16 protein-coding genes are annotated in these 17,001 nt (G+C 65.4%); 8 read left to right on the forward strand and 8 right to left on the reverse strand.

The genetic code is table 11. From position 1 onward, the window contains the following. Positions 1-8: 8 nt before the first annotated feature. A complete protein-coding gene (locus IVA87_RS08415; protein ID WP_247298010.1) occupies positions 9-278 on the reverse strand; it encodes a BolA family protein in 270 nt (89 codons plus the stop codon). A 157-nt stretch (positions 279-435) separates the two neighbouring features. Here IVA87_RS08415 and IVA87_RS08420 point away from each other — a divergent pair, with 157 nt between their 5' ends. After that, positions 436-1,071, forward strand: a complete 636-nt coding sequence (locus tag IVA87_RS08420) for a DnaJ domain-containing protein (protein ID WP_247276295.1) — start codon at positions 436-438, stop codon at positions 1,069-1,071. A gap of 103 nt (positions 1,072-1,174) precedes the next feature. Here IVA87_RS08420 and IVA87_RS08425 read toward each other — a convergent pair whose 3' ends face one another. Together IVA87_RS08425 and IVA87_RS08430 are read right to left on the reverse strand one after the other, a co-directional pair. Continuing rightward, positions 1,175-2,218, reverse strand: coding sequence for a sensor histidine kinase (locus IVA87_RS08425; RefSeq protein ID WP_247297864.1), 1,044 nt, complete (start codon positions 2,216-2,218; stop codon positions 1,175-1,177). Between the two features lie 157 nt (positions 2,219-2,375). After that, on the reverse strand, positions 2,376-3,485 hold the full coding sequence (locus IVA87_RS08430; RefSeq protein WP_247333318.1) for a citrate synthase/methylcitrate synthase: 1,110 nt from the start codon (positions 3,483-3,485) through the stop codon (positions 2,376-2,378). Between the two features lie 76 nt (positions 3,486-3,561). Here IVA87_RS08430 and IVA87_RS08435 point away from each other — a divergent pair, with 76 nt between their 5' ends. Then, positions 3,562-4,788 (forward strand): citrate synthase family protein, encoded by a 1,227-nt coding sequence (locus IVA87_RS08435; protein WP_247297869.1) that lies wholly within the window; start codon positions 3,562-3,564, stop codon positions 4,786-4,788. 135 nt (positions 4,789-4,923) lie between these two features. Here IVA87_RS08435 and IVA87_RS08440 read toward each other — a convergent pair whose 3' ends face one another. Continuing rightward, positions 4,924-5,583: a DedA family protein gene (locus IVA87_RS08440; protein ID WP_247297871.1), complete on the reverse strand. Its 660-nt coding sequence runs from the start codon at positions 5,581-5,583 to the stop codon at positions 4,924-4,926. A 296-nt stretch (positions 5,584-5,879) separates the two neighbouring features. On the opposite strand from IVA87_RS08440, the gene cobS reads away from it, so the two are divergent. The 5 genes from cobS to IVA87_RS08465 all read left to right on the forward strand — a co-directional run bounded on the left by cobS (position 5,880) and on the right by IVA87_RS08465 (position 11,737). Then, complete coding sequence (gene cobS, locus IVA87_RS08445; RefSeq protein ID WP_247276300.1) at positions 5,880-6,878, forward strand: cobaltochelatase subunit CobS; 999 nt, start codon at positions 5,880-5,882, stop codon at positions 6,876-6,878. Between the two features lie 47 nt (positions 6,879-6,925). Further along, positions 6,926-8,827 carry a cobaltochelatase subunit CobT gene (cobT, locus tag IVA87_RS08450; RefSeq protein WP_247333319.1) on the forward strand — a complete coding sequence of 634 codons (1,902 nt, stop codon included), beginning with the start codon at positions 6,926-6,928 and terminating at the stop codon, positions 8,825-8,827. Continuing rightward, a complete protein-coding gene (locus tag IVA87_RS08455; protein WP_247297878.1) occupies positions 8,824-9,921 on the forward strand; it encodes an esterase-like activity of phytase family protein in 1,098 nt (365 codons plus the stop codon). Before cobT ends, IVA87_RS08455 begins: the two co-directional genes overlap by 4 nt. Before the next feature lie 163 nt (positions 9,922-10,084). Next, positions 10,085-11,197, forward strand: coding sequence for an NADH:flavin oxidoreductase/NADH oxidase (locus IVA87_RS08460; RefSeq protein ID WP_247297879.1), 1,113 nt, complete (start codon positions 10,085-10,087; stop codon positions 11,195-11,197). Positions 11,198-11,329: 132 nt separating this feature from the next. Continuing rightward, positions 11,330-11,737, forward strand: coding sequence for a hypothetical protein (locus IVA87_RS08465; protein WP_247297882.1), 408 nt, complete (start codon positions 11,330-11,332; stop codon positions 11,735-11,737). Positions 11,738-11,789: 52 nt separating this feature from the next. On the opposite strand, the gene IVA87_RS08470 is transcribed toward IVA87_RS08465, so the two are convergent. Together IVA87_RS08470 and IVA87_RS08475 are read right to left on the reverse strand one after the other, a co-directional pair. After that, positions 11,790-12,041, reverse strand: coding sequence for a PilZ domain-containing protein (locus tag IVA87_RS08470; RefSeq protein WP_091893446.1), 252 nt, complete (start codon positions 12,039-12,041; stop codon positions 11,790-11,792). A gap of 173 nt (positions 12,042-12,214) precedes the next feature. Next, positions 12,215-13,552, reverse strand: coding sequence for a DUF2235 domain-containing protein (locus tag IVA87_RS08475; protein WP_247298013.1), 1,338 nt, complete (start codon positions 13,550-13,552; stop codon positions 12,215-12,217). A 159-nt stretch (positions 13,553-13,711) separates the two neighbouring features. Between IVA87_RS08475 and IVA87_RS08480 the strand changes: the two genes are divergently transcribed. After that, positions 13,712-14,389, forward strand: coding sequence for a hypothetical protein (locus IVA87_RS08480; protein WP_247297885.1), 678 nt, complete (start codon positions 13,712-13,714; stop codon positions 14,387-14,389). A gap of 405 nt (positions 14,390-14,794) precedes the next feature. Here IVA87_RS08480 and ftsZ read toward each other — a convergent pair whose 3' ends face one another. Together ftsZ and IVA87_RS08490 are read right to left on the reverse strand one after the other, a co-directional pair. Continuing rightward, positions 14,795-16,054 (reverse strand): cell division protein FtsZ, encoded by a 1,260-nt coding sequence (gene ftsZ / locus IVA87_RS08485; RefSeq protein WP_346657724.1) that lies wholly within the window; start codon positions 16,052-16,054, stop codon positions 14,795-14,797. Between the two features lie 52 nt (positions 16,055-16,106). Next, positions 16,107-16,619 (reverse strand): hypothetical protein, encoded by a 513-nt coding sequence (locus IVA87_RS08490; protein ID WP_247333320.1) that lies wholly within the window; start codon positions 16,617-16,619, stop codon positions 16,107-16,109. Positions 16,620-17,001 lie beyond the last annotated feature (382 nt).

Consider the following 17,001-nt stretch of genomic DNA (forward strand, 5'->3'; position numbering starts at 1 on the left):
TAAGCAAATCACCCTTCCCCCGGCGCCTGCGCGTGGATCGCGAGCGCATGCACGCCGCCAGCGAGTTCCGCGGCCAACGCCGAATTTATCATGCGGTGGCGATCGACCCGGCCCTTCCCTTTGAAGGCGGCAGATACGATATACACACGGAAGTGCGTCTCGCCGCTCGGCCGATGGCCGGCGTGGCCCTCATGCAAATGGGACTCGTCGACGACTTGCAGGCTCTCTGGCGTGAAAGCTTCCTGCAACTTGTTGCTGATAACGTCTCTGATAGCCATGTGAGCCATTAAGGGACGCGATCGCACTCCGTCAACACCATAGGCCGCCTCTGGTGGCCCGTTCTGAAAAGGCCGAAGTGAAACTTCGGCTACGGGTTTCAAGCTAATTGCAATGTCAAGACTTGAAGGTTTTTGCATTGCGTAGTCAAAGTCAGCCATGCCGATCGATTCATCAAAGTTCTTCGACTCCATCCGGGTCAAGCCGCGGGGCAAGCAGCCGGAAGTGAAGCCGCGCGACACCGTGGTCAATTGCGAATGGACCGGGTGTCAGAACAAGGGCGCGCATCGTGCGCCCAAGGGTCGCGACAATCAGCGTGAGTACTGGCACTTCTGCCTGAACCACGTGCGCGAGTACAATCAGAACTACAATTTCTTCTCCGGCATGAATGCCGACGCGGTCGCGCGCTACCAGAAGGATGCGCTGACCGGCCACCGCCCGACTTGGAAGATGGGCGCTAATGGCGGCGTCAAGAAAGGCGCGGAGGCGGAGATCGACAGCGCCTTCGATCCGTTCAGCATGTTCCAGGAGCTCAACGGCCGCGCCAACTGGCGCGGCGGCCCGCAAGCCCCGCCCAAGGCCGAGACGCGCAAGATCATGAACGCTGAGCGCAAGGCGCTCCAGGTCATGGGCCTCGGACCCGAGTCCACCCTCGCCGACGTCAAGAGCAAGTACAAGGCGCTGGTGAAGCAGCATCATCCCGACGCCAACGGCGGCGACCGCTCTACCGAAGACCGTTTGATCGAGATCATCAAGGCGTATAATTACCTGAAGACGGTGGTCCGCGAGGCCTAGTGCATTCAGGAATGCGTGCATCGGCCTTCAGAGGCTTTGCTTTGGCGACAGTCTAAAGCGCGATGACAAAGCGCGATGACGATGCATCCGGATCTGGTCGCGCTTACTTGGTGACGTCCGGGAACGCCATCTGGCACACCAGCCCTTCCGGCTTCCACCGCCGGGTGATCCTCCCGCGCAAGGTCCGGATGATGCCATCGACCGCGCCGATGCCAAAGCCCTTGCGCGTCGGCGGTTCGTTGACCGGGGGACCGCCGCGCTCTGACCAGTGCAGTACGAGAGGGTCTGCACCATTGGTCTCCCAGCGGATCTCCAGCGTGCCCGAAGGCGTCGACAGCGCCCCGTATTTGGCGGCGTTGGTCGCAAGTTCGTGCACGGCGACCGCGATCGATTGGGCGAGCGTCGCCGGCAGCCGGAGGTCGTCTCCAGCGATGCTGATACGTTCGCCGTCTGCGCCTGCGTAGGGCCGGAGTTCCTCTTCGACGATGGTCTTCAGACTCGCACCGGTCCAGCGCGATTCCGAGAACAGCCTCTGCACATTGGCAAGCGCGCTGAGCCGGCCTTGAAACGCGGCCTGGAATTCTGCAGCGGTCTCGGCCTTCGTCAGCCGCAGCATCGCCTGGGTCACCGCCAGCAGATTGTTCGAACGATGATCGACCTCGTAAGCCAGGAGCATCATCCGCTGCTCGGCCTGCTTGCGAGCCGTGATGTCGACCAGCATGTTCACCGCGCCGACCAGGCGGCCGCCTTCGTCGCGGAGCGGCGTCGGATACGGCATGAAGCAAATCCTTGAGCCGTCCGGCCGTTCGGCCACAGCCTCGACGTCGCGCACCGGCCGGTTCTGCTTGAGCGCGACGGCCATGGGGCACTCATCGTGGGGAAGCGGCGTGCCGTCCGGCAGATAGAGCTTCCATGTCACGCACCACATCTCGCCGATCTTTGGCGTGCGTCCGGCGAACTCGATGCAGGCTTGATTGAAGAAGGTGATGCGGCCCTCTGCGTCGGTGGTGTAGATCGCGGCGGGCAGCGCCTGGAGCAAGTCCCGGAATCGCCTCTCGGAATCCCCGCCGGCAGCGCTCCTGCTCGCTGCTTGCCTCGCGATCTCGCCGATCCTGGCCTCGTCCGAATGTCCAAGCAAGTCCAGCATCGCGTTCCTCTACGGGCCAGATCAGCTAATTCGCCGGCCGCGTATACGTTCCACAGTGCTCGCCCGGGACGTGCAGATCTCGTCAACCAGCATAGATCAGGACTTCGCCCGCACGACAGCGGAGTGGGAGCTCCGCTGTCGCCTTTCCCTTAGTCTTTTAGTCTTTAGGCGCTGGAGCCTTCGGCATGGCGCCCACATAGGACGAACTCGGCCGGATCAGCCGTCCCGTGCGCTGCTGCTCGCGCGCATGCGCGGTCCATCCTGCCGCGCGCGCCACCGCGAAGATCGGCGTGAAGGCCTGCCTCGGAATCGCGAGTGCATCGAGCAGGATGGCGGTGAAGAACTCGACATTGGTCTCCAGCGGCCGGTCCGGATTCTTCTTGCGCAGCGCGCTGCGGATATAGGCTTCGACCTCGCCGGCAAAGGGCAGGTCGGCGCCGTTGGAAGCCAGGGCCTCGATCGCGGTCTTCAGCACGTCGGCACGCGGGTCGCGGACGCGATAGACGCGGTGACCAAAGCCCATCATCCGCTCGCCGCGTGCCAGTGCCGCGTCGACCCAGCTCTGGATGCGTTCGCGCGAGCCGATCGCGTCGAGCATTTCCAGCACGGGCTCCGGCGCGCCGCCATGCAAGGGGCCGGTGAGCGCGCAATAGCCCGCGGTTACGGCGGCGAACAGATCGGCTTGCGTCGAGGCCACCACGCGCGTCGTGAAGGTCGAGGCATTCATGCCGTGGTCGCAGACGGTGACGAGATACGCATCGAGCGCGGTGACCTCGCGCGTTGCAGGCGCCCGCCCGTGCAGCATGCGCAGCGTGTCGGCGGCGTGGCTCATGCTGGGATCGGGCGCCACCGGCTCGAGCCCCCCGGCGCGGCGGGCCAGCGCGCCCGCAATCACCGGAAACGCGCCGACGATAGTTGCTTCATGCTCCAGGCCGTGTTCGGCGCGAAGGCCCGCGACGGCCGCACGAAACCCGTCGACGATGCCCATGCCGCGGGTTGCCGGCAACAGGTCCGGCAATCGCGCGAAGGCGCGCTCCCGCGCGGCCCCCAGGCTCGCCCGCACATCGGCCTCGCTTAAGCTGGTCTTGTTGGCGCCGTTCCAGAGCCGGGCGGTGACGCCCTCAAAACTCGATCTGGCGGCGAGACTGCCGACATGCTCGCCGGCGATGATCAGCTCGCCGCGCTCGCCGTCGACATGGCTCAGCACGGTCTCAGCGGCGGGAACGCCGTCCAGTCCGATCTGGCTTTTGGTGAGGTGGATGTTCATGGCCCAATCTCCCGTTTGATGCAGGGGAAGGTCAGACCTGTCGACAGATTGATCAATCTTGATTACATAAATCAATATGAAAAATTCCAACGAGCTCTACCTCTCCGCCCGGGAAGCCGCCGCCGAGCTCGCGATCTCGCCGGCCACGCTCTATGCCTATGTCAGCCGCGGTCTGATCCGCTCCGAGCCGACGCAGGATTCGCGAAAAAATCGCTACCGGGCCGAGGACGTCCGCGCGCTCAAGGAGCGCCGGGTGCCGTCGCCGGAGCCCAGGGGCCTGCGCAGCTTCGACGCCGATTTGCCGGTGATGGACACGGAGATCTCGACCATCACCGAGGACGGCGCGATCTACCGCGGGGTGAATTGCGTCGATCTCGCCGAGAACGACACGCTCGAGCATACGGCGACGCTGCTGTGGGACGTCTCCGGCGTCGATCCGTTCGATCAGGAGAATCAGCCGCTCCTCTCCGAGGAGATGCGCATGATCGGGCAAGCCGCGCGTCGCGCCGCGCCGATCGACCGCGCCATTGCGGTGCTCGCGCTGGCCGCGAGCGCCGATCCCCGCGCCTTCACCCGCGCGCCCGATGGCCGTGCCATGGTCGGCGCGCGCATCGTCCGCCTGCTGGTCGCGACCATGCTCAATGCCGAGCCGTCGGCCGAGCCGCTGCATCAGCAGGTTGCGAAGGCGTGGGCCGCGGACAACAAGCACGCGAGCGATCTGATCCGCCGCGCGCTCGTGCTGCTTGCCGACCATGAACTGAACGCCTCCACCTTCACAGCGCGCTGTGCCGCATCGACCGGCCTCAATCTCTACGACTCGGTGATCGCCGGGCTCGCCGCGCTCAAAGGGCCCAAGCATGGCGGCGCCGGCGTGCTGGCCTCGCAGCTCGTGAAAACGCTGATCGATCGCGACGTCGAGCCGATGGTGCGCGAGCGCGTCGCGCTCGGCGAGCGCTTTGCCGGCTTCGGCCATGGCGTCTACAAGCGCGGCGATCCCCGCGCGCAATCGCTGCTCAATGCCTTGTCGCGCGCAGGCGCACCGCGGAAGTTCACCCGCGAGGTGCCGGAGCGGATCGCGGAAGCGACCGGCGAGTTCGTCAACATCGACTATGCACTCGCCGTGCTCGTGCATGCCCTGCGCCTGCCCGCCGGCAGCGAGCTCGCTCTGTTCGCCATGGCCCGCAGCGTCGGCTGGATCGCCCATTCCAGCGAGCAATTGCAGTTCGGCAAGCTGATCAGGCCAAGGGCAAGGTATGTGGGACCGGCACCGGGACGGCGGGCGGGAGCTGAGCCCAGGAGCTAAATCTAGACCCTCATGCTGAGGAGCGCGCCCTTCGCGCGCGTCTCGAACCATGAAGGCCCGCCTCTCGCCCGCGGCCATCCTTCGAGGCGCCCGCTTCGCGCGCCCTCAGGATGAGGGCGGAGAGCTTGGCGGCCCCTATTCCCGAGGCTTGGCCTTCGCGACGCCGCCGCCGTGCCGGCGGCGGGAGAACCACACCGTTACGCCCACCACGATCGCCACGGCCATTACGGTCAAAATCCAGATGTGCTTGCCGATATGGCCGTGATGATGCAGCCCGGCATATTCGTGGAGCGCTGAGACCGCCAGCACGCCGGGCAGCACATGCGCGGGCGCCCAGGCCAGGATCGCCGGGATGTTGACCGCGTAGAATTTCGCCGGCGCCATGCCGAGCGCGCCGGCGGTAACAGGCACGAAGGCGCGGACCGGGGGCACGAAACGGGCGAAGAACACCGCCCAGGTGCCGAAGCGATGGAAAAAATTCTCGCTCTGCTCGACCACGCGCGGGTAGCTGGTCAGCGGCCAGGTGTTGAGGATCTCGCGCTGCCGCCGGTGCCCGATCCAATAGGCCGATCCGTCGCCGAGCACTGCCCCGAGTGCGGCCGCCAGCAACACCCATGGCAGCTTCAGCTCGCCGCCCGGAACCAGCGCGCTCAGTGCCAGGATGATGGTCGAGCCGGGGATCACCGATCCCACCACCGGCACCGCTTCGAGCAGCGCGGCGAGAAACAGGGTCAGATAGGCCAGCCACGCATGGGCCGAGACGAAGGCGATGAGGGGATCGAGGAAGGATGTCACGTCGTCTCGATGGTGGACTGGAGCACTGGAAGTCAGACCCTACATGGGTCAGTGCATGCGGCAACAGTGGCGTCCGCGCCGGCAGAGGGGTCAACCGCCCGAAATTCGAGCATGATTCGCAAGGCAGCCCTCCAAAAACTGCGTTCCTTGCCTATCTAAATGAAAAGACAATGGAACTTTGATAAGTGGGCGGGCTTCTGCCCGCTCGTTGTCTCTGATAGGTTGATTTTCAGCACCCAGCCGCAGCCAACGTGCAAATAACCGGTTTCGGGACCGCCCGGGACCTCGGAGGATTGATGACGACCGCCGCTCTGTCCAAAGTTGAGGAAGTTTCCGGTCTGCCCGACATGAAGGTGTCGGTGCGCCAGGTGTTCGGGATCGACAGCGATCTCGAAGTCCCGGCCTATTCCGAAGTCGATCCTCACGTGCCCGAAGTCGATTCCGACTACCGCTTCGACCGCGCCACCACGCTTGCCATTCTCGCCGGCTTTGCCCGCAACCGCCGCGTGATGGTGACCGGCTATCATGGCACCGGCAAATCCACCCATATCGAGCAGGTCGCCGCGCGGCTGAACTGGCCCTGCGTGCGCGTCAACCTCGACAGCCACATCAGCCGTATCGACCTGGTCGGCAAGGACTCCATCGTGGTCCGCGACGGCAAGCAGGTCACCGAATTCCGCGACGGCATTTTGCCCTGGGCGCTGCAGAACAACGTCGCGCTGGTGTTCGACGAATACGACGCAGGCCGCCCGGACGTGATGTTCGTGATCCAGCGCGTGCTCGAGGTCTCGGGGCGCCTGACCCTGCTCGACCAGAACAAGGTGATCAAGCCGCATCCGGCGTTCCGGCTGTTCGCCACGGCGAACACCGTCGGCCTCGGCGATACCTCCGGCCTCTATCACGGCACCCAGCAGATCAACCAGGGCCAGATGGACCGCTGGTCGATCGTCACCACGCTGAACTATCTCAGCCACGACGAGGAAGTGGAGATCGTGCTGGCCAAGGCCAAGCACTATCGCTCCCAGGAGGGCCGCGACATCGTCAACAAGATGGTGCGTCTCGCTGACCTCACCCGCAACGCCTTCGCCAACGGCGATCTGTCGACGGTGATGAGCCCGCGCACGGTGATCACCTGGGCGGAAAACTCCGACATCTTCGGCGACATCGGCTTTGCCTTCCGCGTCACCTTCCTCAACAAATGTGATGAGCTCGAGCGTCCGCTTGTCGCCGAGTTCTACCAGCGCTGCTTCAATGCGGAGCTGCCGGAATCGGCGGTGAACGTGGCGCTGAGCTAAAGGTTTGAGATGTCGTCCCGGCCTTTCGGGACGACGGATAGGGTGAGATGACCACCTCCAACTCCAAATTCCGCAGCAGCAAGGAAGCGCCCACCGAGCCGTTCAAGCGCTCGGTCGCCTCCTGTCTCAAGGCGATCGCGAAGACGCCCGAGCTCGACGTCTCCTTCGCCGCTGAGCGCCCGGGCCTTGCGCCCGGCAAGGCGCGGCTGCCCGAGCCTGCGCGCAAGATGACCAAGCGGGACGCCGCGGTCGTGCGCGGCCACGCTGATTCCATCGCGCTCAAGCTCGCCTGTCACGATCCGAAAGTGCATCGCAAGCTGATGCCCGGCAATCCGCAGGCGCGCGGCGTGTTCGAGGCGGTGGAGCAGGCGCGGGTCGAGGCAATCGGCGCGCGCCGCATGGCGGGCGTTGCGAAAAACCTCACCGCGATGCTCGACGATCACTTCCATCGCGGCAAGTTCGACGAGATCACCGACCGCGCCGATGCACCGCTGGCGGACGCGCTGGCGATGCTGGTACGCGAGCGCCTGACCGGCATGGCGCCGCCGGCGGCCGCCAGGAAGATGGTCGACCTCTGGCGTCCCATTCTCGAAGACAAGATCGGCAAGCGGCTCGACCGGCTCGACGGCGTGCTCGAGGACCAGACCCGGTTCGGCGATGCCGTGCACGATCTCTTGTCGGCGCTCGAGCTCGGCGACGAACGCAACGCCGACACCGAGGACAATGACGAGAACGACGAGAACCAGGACGGCGACAACGACCAGTCCGGCGCCGAAGGCTCGCCCGATTCCGACGCCGCGCAGGAGATGAGCGCCGATCAGGCCGAGGCGACGTCGGAGGAGATGAGCGAGAGCGCGATGGAGAGCGCGCAGGCCTCGACCTCGGACACCTTCGACGACGGCGAGCTCGGCGACGATGAGACGCCGGGCGAGGCGACGCGGCCGAATTCGCGCGGAGCCAACGAGCCGCGCGGGCCGGAATACCATGCGTTTGCGCCGAAATTCGACGAGGTCATCGCCGCCGAAGACCTCTGCGACCATGACGAACTGGAGCGGCTGCGCGCCTATCTCGACAAGCAGCTCGCGCACCTGCAAGGCATTGTTGCCCGCCTCGCAAACCGCCTGCAGCGCCGCCTGATGGCGCAGCAGAACCGCGCCTGGGAGTTCGATCTCGAAGAGGGCATCCTGGATCCCGCGCGGCTGTCGCGCGTGGTCACCGATCCCTATCACCCGCTGTCCTTCATGCACGAGAAGGAGGCGACGTTCCGCGATACCGTGGTGACGCTGCTGCTCGACAATTCCGGCTCGATGCGCGGACGTCCGATCACGGTCGCCGCCACCTGCGCCGACATCCTCGCCCGCACGCTGGAGCGTTGCGGCGTCAAGGTCGAGATTTTGGGCTTCACCACGCGCGCCTGGAAGGGCGGGCAATCGCGCGAGGCCTGGCTTGCCGCCGGCAAGCCCGCCAATCCCGGCCGCCTCAACGATCTTCGCCACATCATCTACAAATCCGCCGACGCCCCCTGGCGTCGTGCGCGGAAAAATCTCGGCCTGATGATGCGCGAGGGGCTCCTCAAGGAGAACATCGACGGCGAGGCGCTGGACTGGGCGCACAAGCGCCTCTTGGGGAGGGCCGAGCAGCGCAAGATCCTGATGATGATCTCGGACGGCGCGCCGGTCGACGATTCCACGCTGTCGGTCAATCCCGGCAACTATCTCGAGCGGCACCTGCGCCACATCATCGAGGAGATCGAGACCCGCTCACCGGTCGAGCTGATCGCGATCGGCATCGGCCATGATGTGACGCGCTATTACCGCCGCGCGGTGACGATCGTGGACGCCGAGGAGCTCGGCGGCGCCATCACCGAGAAGCTCGCCGAACTCTTCAGCGAGACCAACACCGCGCCAAGCCAGCCGGCCAGCCGGCTGCGCCGCAAACTGCATTCGTGAGCGCAGCTTCATCCCGCCGCAGCTTTCTCGGCCACGCGGCGGCGGGATTTTCCATTCTGACGATGCCGCGATTGGCGCGAGCGCAGGCGCAATTGCAGCCCGCGACCGAGCCGCCGCCGCGCGCGCTCCACCTCGATCACGCCGTCGCCGCGCCCGTCAGCGTCGAGGTCAACGCGCGCACCATCCCCAATTTCGAGCCGCGCGACCGCGCGCGCACGCGCTTCGGCTCGCTGGATTTTCGCAGCGGCTTGGTGCTGACCTCGCCCTATCGCGGTTTTGGCGGCCTGTCCGGTATCCGCTTCCTCGACAACAAAGGTGAACGCTTCCTCGCGATCTCCGACCAGGGCGGCTGGTTCACCGGTGCCATCCGCTATTCCGGCCGCGAGATGGTTGGGCTCGCAGACGTCGAGGCCGCGCCGCTGCTCGGTGCGGACGGGCGGCCGATCACGGACAAGCGGCTCTGGTACGACACCGAGGCGCTCGCGCGCGACGGCAACCTCGTCTATGTCGGCCTCGAGCGCGTTAACCAGATCCTGCGCTACGATTTCGCCAAGGGCGGCACCCGCGCCCGCGGCGAGGTGATTGCGGTGCCGCCGGCGTTGCGCAAGCTGCCCTCCAACAAGGGGCTGGAGGCGATGGTCATGGTGCCGAGAGGGCAAGGCCAGAGCCAGCCGCTCGCCGGCACGCTGATCGCCTTCTCAGAGCGGGGGCTCGATGCCGACGGCAACCTCATAGCCTTCCTGATCGGCGGCCCGACGCCGGGCCAGTTCAGCGTGCGGCGCTCCGAAAATTTTGACATCAGCGACGCCGTGCTGCTGCCCTCGGGCGATCTCCTCATCCTCGAGCGCAAATTCTCCTGGTTCACCGGCGTCAACATCCGCATCCGCGCGATCCCGCTCAAGGCAATCGCGCCGGGTGCGCTGGTCGACGGCCTCACGCTGTTCGCCGCCGATCTCGGCCACGAGATCGACAACATGGAGGGCATCGACGCCCACGTCACGGCCGGGGGCGAGACCGTGCTGACCCTGATCTCCGACGACAATTTCTCGATGCTCCAGCGGACGCTGCTGCTGCAGTTTACGCTTGTGGAGTAGCCGGCGGTCTCTCCCCCTCATTGCCGATGCGGAGGCGGGCTCGCACCGAGCCAACAGCGCAATGCGTGGCATCACTATCCGCCATTCCGCCGCGCGCCTAGCAATCCGCACGTCGGTCACTACACTCCTGCCATTGCCCCTCCATCCTTCGGAACCTCCCCGCATGTCCGTCCTGTTTTCCCCGATCAAGCTGCGCGGCCTGACGTTGAAGAACCGCGTCGTGGTGTCGCCGATGTGCCAGTATTCGGCCGACGACGGCGTCGCCACCGACTGGCACTTCACCCACATCAACAATCTCAGCCTGTCGGGCGCGGCGATGTTCTGCATAGAGGCGACGCATGTCGAGGCGATCGGCCGCATCACGCCGGGCTGTCTCGGGCTCTACAGCGACGCCTGCGAAGCGGCCTTGAAGCCGATCCTCAATTCGGTGCGCAAATATTCCTCCACGGCCATCGCGATGCAGCTCGCCCATGCCGGCCGCAAAGCCTCGAGCGCGCGGCCCTGGGAGGGCGGCCAGCTGATTCCGGTTGAACACGGCGGCTGGCAGACGGTTGCGCCGTCGGCCGTGCCGCACAAGGAGGGCGAGGCCGCGCCGCTGGCGCTCGACGCCGCGGGCCTCAAGCGCATCCGCAACGCCTTCGCCGACTCAGCAAAGCGCGCCGCCCGCCTCGGCGTCGACGCGATCGAGGTGCACGGCGCGCACGGCTATCTCCTGCATCAGTTCCTGTCGCCGATCTCGAACCGGCGCACCGACGAATATGGCGGCAGCCTCGAAAACCGCATGCGGTTTCCGCTGGAGGTGTTCGATGCGGTGCGCGCAGCATTCCCCGCCGACAAGCCGGTCGGCATGCGGGTGTCGTCGACCGACTGGGTCGAGGGCGGCTGGGACCTGGCGCAGACCATCGCATTCGCGAAAGCGCTGAAGGCGCGCGGCGTCGACTGGATCGATGCCTCCTCCGGCGGCGTCTCGCCGCTTCAGAAGATTCCGCTCGGCCCCGGCTATCAGGTGCAGTTCGCAGAGGCGATCAAGCGCGACACCGAATTGCCGACCATCGCCGTCGGCCTGATCAGCGAAGCCAGGCAAGCCGAGGAGATCGTCGCATCCGGCAAGGCCGACATGGTCGCGCTCGCCCGCGGCATGCTCTACGACCCGCGCTGGGCCTGGCACGCGGCCGCCGAGCTCGGCGGCGAAGTCGAAGCCCCGCCGCAATATTGGCGCTCGCAGCCCTCGACGCAAAAGGCGCTGTTCGGCAGGACCACGTTCGGGGCGCGGTGATTTCTTCACCTCTCCCCGCGTGCGGCGCGGCGTGCGGGGGAGTAAACTCACGCATCCGTAACCCCGCTCACCTTCCACCTCCCGCAAAACTGGCCTAACCTCCGTCCCCTCAACGGCTCACGGAGGCCGGCCATGCGTTTTGGTGTTCGCAAAACTGCCCATGTGTTCGAGCGCGTGGGTCTTGCGATGGCGGGCGCGGCGTGCGGATTGTTCGTCGGCGCCTATGTGGGATCGGCGATCCCCACGCTCACCACGCAGGGGTTCTTGCTGCTGATGATGGTGCTCGGCTTCATCGGCTTCTATATCGGCATCGACACGCCGCAAATGCCGTTCGACGAGGCGCACAGCCAGATCGACGCCGCGGAGTTTTTGAGTTCGGCCGGCACGCTCTGCGCCACGCTCACCGCGCTCGCTTCGGTCGCCGTCATCGTGCTCCGCCTCGATCCGCACATCGCCTGGACCTGGCTCGCTCTGCTCGGCTGGATCGGCGGTGTCGCCATGCAGATCGTCGCGGGCACCAAGGCCAGGATGCGGACGTAGCGCGGCTCTTACCCTCCAGGGGAGGGTAAGCGGGGCATCTCGGTGTTCGGCCCTAGAACACCACGCCCACCCGCGTGCCGCGCTTCCACGCGATACGGCAGCGCTTCTTGGTGTTGACGTGCAAGAGCTCGAACCGATCGGGAATGCTCACCTGCCCGCCGAGATCGACGCAGGCCCCGCCGGGCGAATAGTCGATCAGCGTGCAGGGAATCACCGGCGCGCGCGGGTCGGTGATGATCTTGGCCTGGCGCGACACCAATCCCGAAGGTTTCACGCGGGCATATTTGCGCGGATAGTGCGGCACGTCTCCTCCAGCTCCGCTGTCTCGCGGCGATCGGTTCCAATGATGGCCGGCAGATCATGCGATCCCGCTAAAGCAGGCTTGAGAATTTTAACGAAAAGTAGCGGCAAAGAAAGAAAGCGAAGGTAGCGGGTGCTTACCCCTCCAGGGGAGGGTAAGAGAGCGCGGCTCTCCCATCACCCTGTCACGATCTCCTCCGCCCCCGCCGCCACCTCCATCCCCGGCCCTGTCGGCATCGGCACCGTCACAAAATCCTTCGGCAGATTCACCGGCCGATAGTCCGGCTCCACCGCCATCCGCTTCACCACGCTCTCATGCACATGCGCGCCTTCCGGAATGACGCGCGGCTCGCAATCGGGAATGTAGAAGCCGAGCACCACCTTCCGCTCCGGCCATTCCCGGTATTTCGCGCGCTTCGGCAAATATTCCAGCAGCCGCCAGGCGAGCGTCATGGAATCGTGCAGCTCGCCCGTCTTCCCGGTAAAAGCGGGCGCGACATAGCTGAACGGCGAGTTCTTGCGCTGGATGCCGAAGGCGAGCTGGTTCACCGTGCGCGGGTTGAAGTTCAGCCCCGCCTTTGCGGCCTCCTCGATCATCCACAGCAGCGGATATTTCGACTGTCCGCTCTCGGCTTCCGGATAGCTGCCGCCGACATCGCCATGCACGCCGGCGAACCACACCTGCAGAATGTCCTGCGGCACCTTCTTCTCGTCCGGCACATAGCGATTGCTCCAGAACTCCTGCGGCGCGTCATACGCCTTGAGGCGGAACATGCAGCGCCGCTCGTCGATCGCGATCGCCTGCCGGAAGATTTTGACGCTGGGATTGCGCAGCGTGAAGGCGAGCTCCTCGAAGCTCGGCCAATACAGCCGGTCGGCGCGCGGCACGATCACGCTCGCCACCGTGTCCCAGACGCCGACGAAGTGGATGGTCGGCCAGCGCGTCGAGGTGATGCGCGCGAACTGCGCGGCGAGGTCGAATTGGTCTTTCGGCAGCGGCCCCTGCTCGTCGAAAGTGACATCGCTGAGGTCCTCGACGTCGTTGCCGCGCCCGGTGCCGGAATATTGTTTGTAGGCGATGAGGCCGCTGCCTGCGAGGTTCACCTGCTCCGGCGAGATCAGCCCGACCTTGTGGATCAGCCCCGCCAGCACCCGCACGGTATAGGCGCCGCGCGAGAAGCCGAACAGGTAGATCTTGTCTCCGGCTGCGTAATGCTGAACCAGGAAGCAATAGGCGCTGAGCACGTTCTCATCGAGCCCATAGCCGGTGGCGAGCCCCAGCACCATGTTGATATTGGCCTTCCAGCGATGCCACGTCGTCGGCTCCGTCACCGTGCCGACTCCCGGATCGTAAAACACCATCTGCCGCGGCTGCGTCTTGTCGGTCTTGCGCAGGCAGCGATAGAGCTTCAGGACGTTGGAGATGTTCTCGCTGATCTCGTTGCCGGTGCCGTCACAGCAGATGACGAGGTTTTTCGGCTCGGGTTTGCGGTCGGTGCTGGCTGCATGCTCCATGGGATGCGCCTCCGGGTGATGCGACCGCAGTATAGCGGAAATGGATGGCAGCGAGGAGACGAAGCCGGCGCCGCCGGCGTGGTGCCTCATTTATCTTCTGTTGACATTAACCACTTGTTAACCATGCCGACGCCTAATGTGGAGGAGTGGGGGATCACCATGTCGGCCCATGTGACGCGACCGAAGTTGATGCCTGTTTCGGCCCGTCCAGCCTTTGCTGAGCTTGCCAGGCTGGCGGTTCGCGCCACGGCCGTCCTACGGACCAAAACGGCTGTCGTACGGAGCAAAGCCATGTTTGGAAAGGACGACTTAGTGGACAATCTCAGCCGCGATCTCGAGCGCGCGCGCGGAAGACGCGATGCACTCGCATCCGAAGCCACGACCCTGACGGCCCAGATCGCCGAAATTGAAGCCCGCCTTTCGGAGGAGAAGAAAAGGCGGGAGCGTGAGCGCGTCTTGGTCGAGATCGAAGCGATCAAAACCCGAGTCAAGCAGGCCGCCGGCGCGTTTGCGCCCGTCGTCGATGGCCTCTCCAAGGCGATCGAATCGGCTGCGGCCGTCGTGCCCGAGGCGCGCGAGCTCAATAGTTTCCTGGTGTCGGTGGCGACCGAAATCGACAGCGTGCTCGATCCCCTGTTGCGCGAACTGGATCAGCGCGCCGATGCGGTGCGAACAGGGCACGTCGCGCTCGACCTCCCGAGTTCGGCCGACGAAGCTGCCATCGAGCTGCCGAAAGACAGCAACGAACGCCTGCTTCGTTTTCCGGCGTGGCTGTCTCGCGACAAGGAGACGGACAAGAAGGAAACAGCGGAGAGCCCGCGCAGCACGGCAGCGTGAACAATCGGCGCGCCGCGCGGCTCAAGAAGCTTGTCTGCAGATCTGGCGGTTCTGAGTTGCCGATGAAATTCCCGTCGGCAGCGCCAGCGCGCCGACGGCATGCGCCGGCACAAGCTGATGATATTGTTTGATTCGATGCAAGCCGAGAGCTCAGACCACCTCTCCCGTAGGGAGAGGTCGGAGCGCATCGAAAGATGCGATCCGGGTGAGGGATCCGGTCTCACCGAGCGCAGCGGGCCCTCACCCGGATTGCTCAGGCGCGCAATTGCGCGCCATAGCAATCCGACCTCTCCCCGCTGGGGCGAGGTGGACCTCCGACCGAACCTGATTTCATCGCGCTTTGGAGCCGCCTGGCAGCGGTCCATGTCCGGCATTGGAGACGATTAACTCCCCTCCTGCGACCGCTCAGTTGGCGGCGCGGCGCAGGAAGGCCGGGATATCGAGAACGGCCTCGTCGGGCGCATTGCGCGCAGCGCTGCGGCCGTAAGGATCGAGCGGCCGGTCGGCCGCGTGGCGTGCATGTTCCAGGCTCGGCCTTGCCGGCGGCCCCACCGGGTGGTGCGGCTGCGGCCGGAGCGGCGGGCTTTCGACCTGCGCAAGGGGCGCACTGCGCTCGATGCGATCGGCGATACGGCGGCCGTCATTGCGCAGCCTGCCGGCGAGCTGCGTGAGTGCGGTTTCCACCGGTTGCGACTGCTGCGCCGGGTCGAGATTATCGATTCCGGTTGCGACCACGGAGACGCGGACGATGCCTTCGAGGCTGTCATCAAACGACGCGCCGACGATGATGTTGGCGTCCGGGTCGGCCTCGTCGCGAATGCGGGTCGCGGCTTCGTCGACCTCGTACAGCATGAGATCCTTGCCGCCGGTGATGGAGATGATGAGGCCACTGGCGCGCTTGATCGAGGGATTCTCGATCAATGGATTGGAGATCGCGGCGACAGCGGCGGCAAGCACGCGCTTCTCGCCGGAAGCCTCGCCCCGTCCCATCATGGCCTTGCCCTTCTCCTTCATGACGGAGAGGACGTCGGCAAAATCGAGATTGATCAGGCCTTCCTTGACGATGAGGTCGCTGATGCAGGCGACGCCGGAATAAAGCACCTGGTCGGCAAGGGCGAAGGCATCGGCGAATGTGGTCTTCTCGCTGGCCACCCGGAACAGGTTCTGGTTCGGGATGATCAGGAGCGTGTCGACCGTCTTCAGCAATTCCTCGATGCCGGCTTCGGCAAAGCGCATGCGGCGCTGGCCCTCGAAGTAGAATGGCTTGGTGACCACGCCGATCGTGAGGATGCCGAGCTCGCGCGCGGTCCTGGCGACGATGGGGGCAGCCCCGGTGCCGGTGCCGCCGCCCATGCCGGCCGTCACGAACACCATGTGCGCGCCGGTCAATTGATCGCGGATCGTGTCGATTGCCTCTTCGGCTGCGGCGCGTCCCAATTCCGGCTGCGAGCCGGCGCCGAGGCCTGCGGTCACCTTTGTGCCGAGCTGGATCAGGCGCCTCGCCTTCGACATTGCCAGCGCCTGCGCGTCGGTGTTGGCGACCACGAACTCGACCCCTTGCAGCCCGGCCGTGATCATGTTGTTGACCGCATTGCCGCCGGCGCCGCCGACGCCAAACACGACAATGCGGGCCTTCATTTCGTGGATATCGGTGGTGCCAGTCATACTTCCCTCGTGATTGCTCCGGCAAGCCGGGGATGGAGATGAGTCTCGAGTGCTACCTGCGAGCCGCGCGGTCCGCCTGCACGATCGCAGCGGCCAGATGTCCCAATCGGAGCGCGGCTTGTCCCGCGATCGTGCCGCCCGCCCCGCGACCGGCCTGGAGAACCGCCACTTCGTCTTCCAGTCGTGCCGCCCACGCATTGGCGGCGGTCGTCTCGGCGGCCGCCTGCGTCAGTTCGACCGCCAGGCGATCGGCACGTTCGCGCTCGCGCTCGAACACTGCCCTGTAGGCGGTTGCGACGGCCTCGAGCCGCGCCACCTCCGCCTTGAAGGCCTGGATCTTGATCGCCTCGATCTTCGCCAGGGAGGCATCGATCGGGTCTGCCCGGCGGATGCGTCGTGGGCGGGGCGTGTAGCGGAGCTCTGCGAAATCAACCCTCACCAGGGCCTTGCCGTCCTCCGACCGCGAGCGCGGCAACCGGCGGCGTCGCGCAAGCGAACGCGCGGCCTCTCGGGAGATATCGAGGCGGGCACTGAGATCGGCATACGTCAACAATGCAACGCACATCGGCGCTTCTCCTGGAGCGAACCGGGACGGCATTTCGAGCTAATGATGGCTGGACGATTACCGCAGGCTAGGCTGCGTTGGTTAATGCACGGTTAACGCGCGAGGGGTGTTGTTTACCAGTGCCGGACACCGGGCCGACGTAGGGATGCCGGGCAGCATCTGCCGCGGGCTGTGTCCTGTCGGTCTTGCCCGGAGGCAGGCGATAGAGCTTCAGGATTTGGAGATGTTCTCCGAGATCTCGCTGCCGGTGCCGTCAGAGCAGATGATGAGGTTTCGGGTCGGTTGTTTGGTCGTGCTCAACGGCATGCCCCGGCGATGCTACCGGGGCGAGCATAGCTGGAAAAGGGCGGCAACCGAGGTCCACTTGAGTGACGCGTCCGTC

It is taken from the genome of Bradyrhizobium sp. 147 (assembly GCF_023073935.1).
Lineage (GTDB): Bacteria > Pseudomonadota > Alphaproteobacteria > Rhizobiales > Xanthobacteraceae > Bradyrhizobium.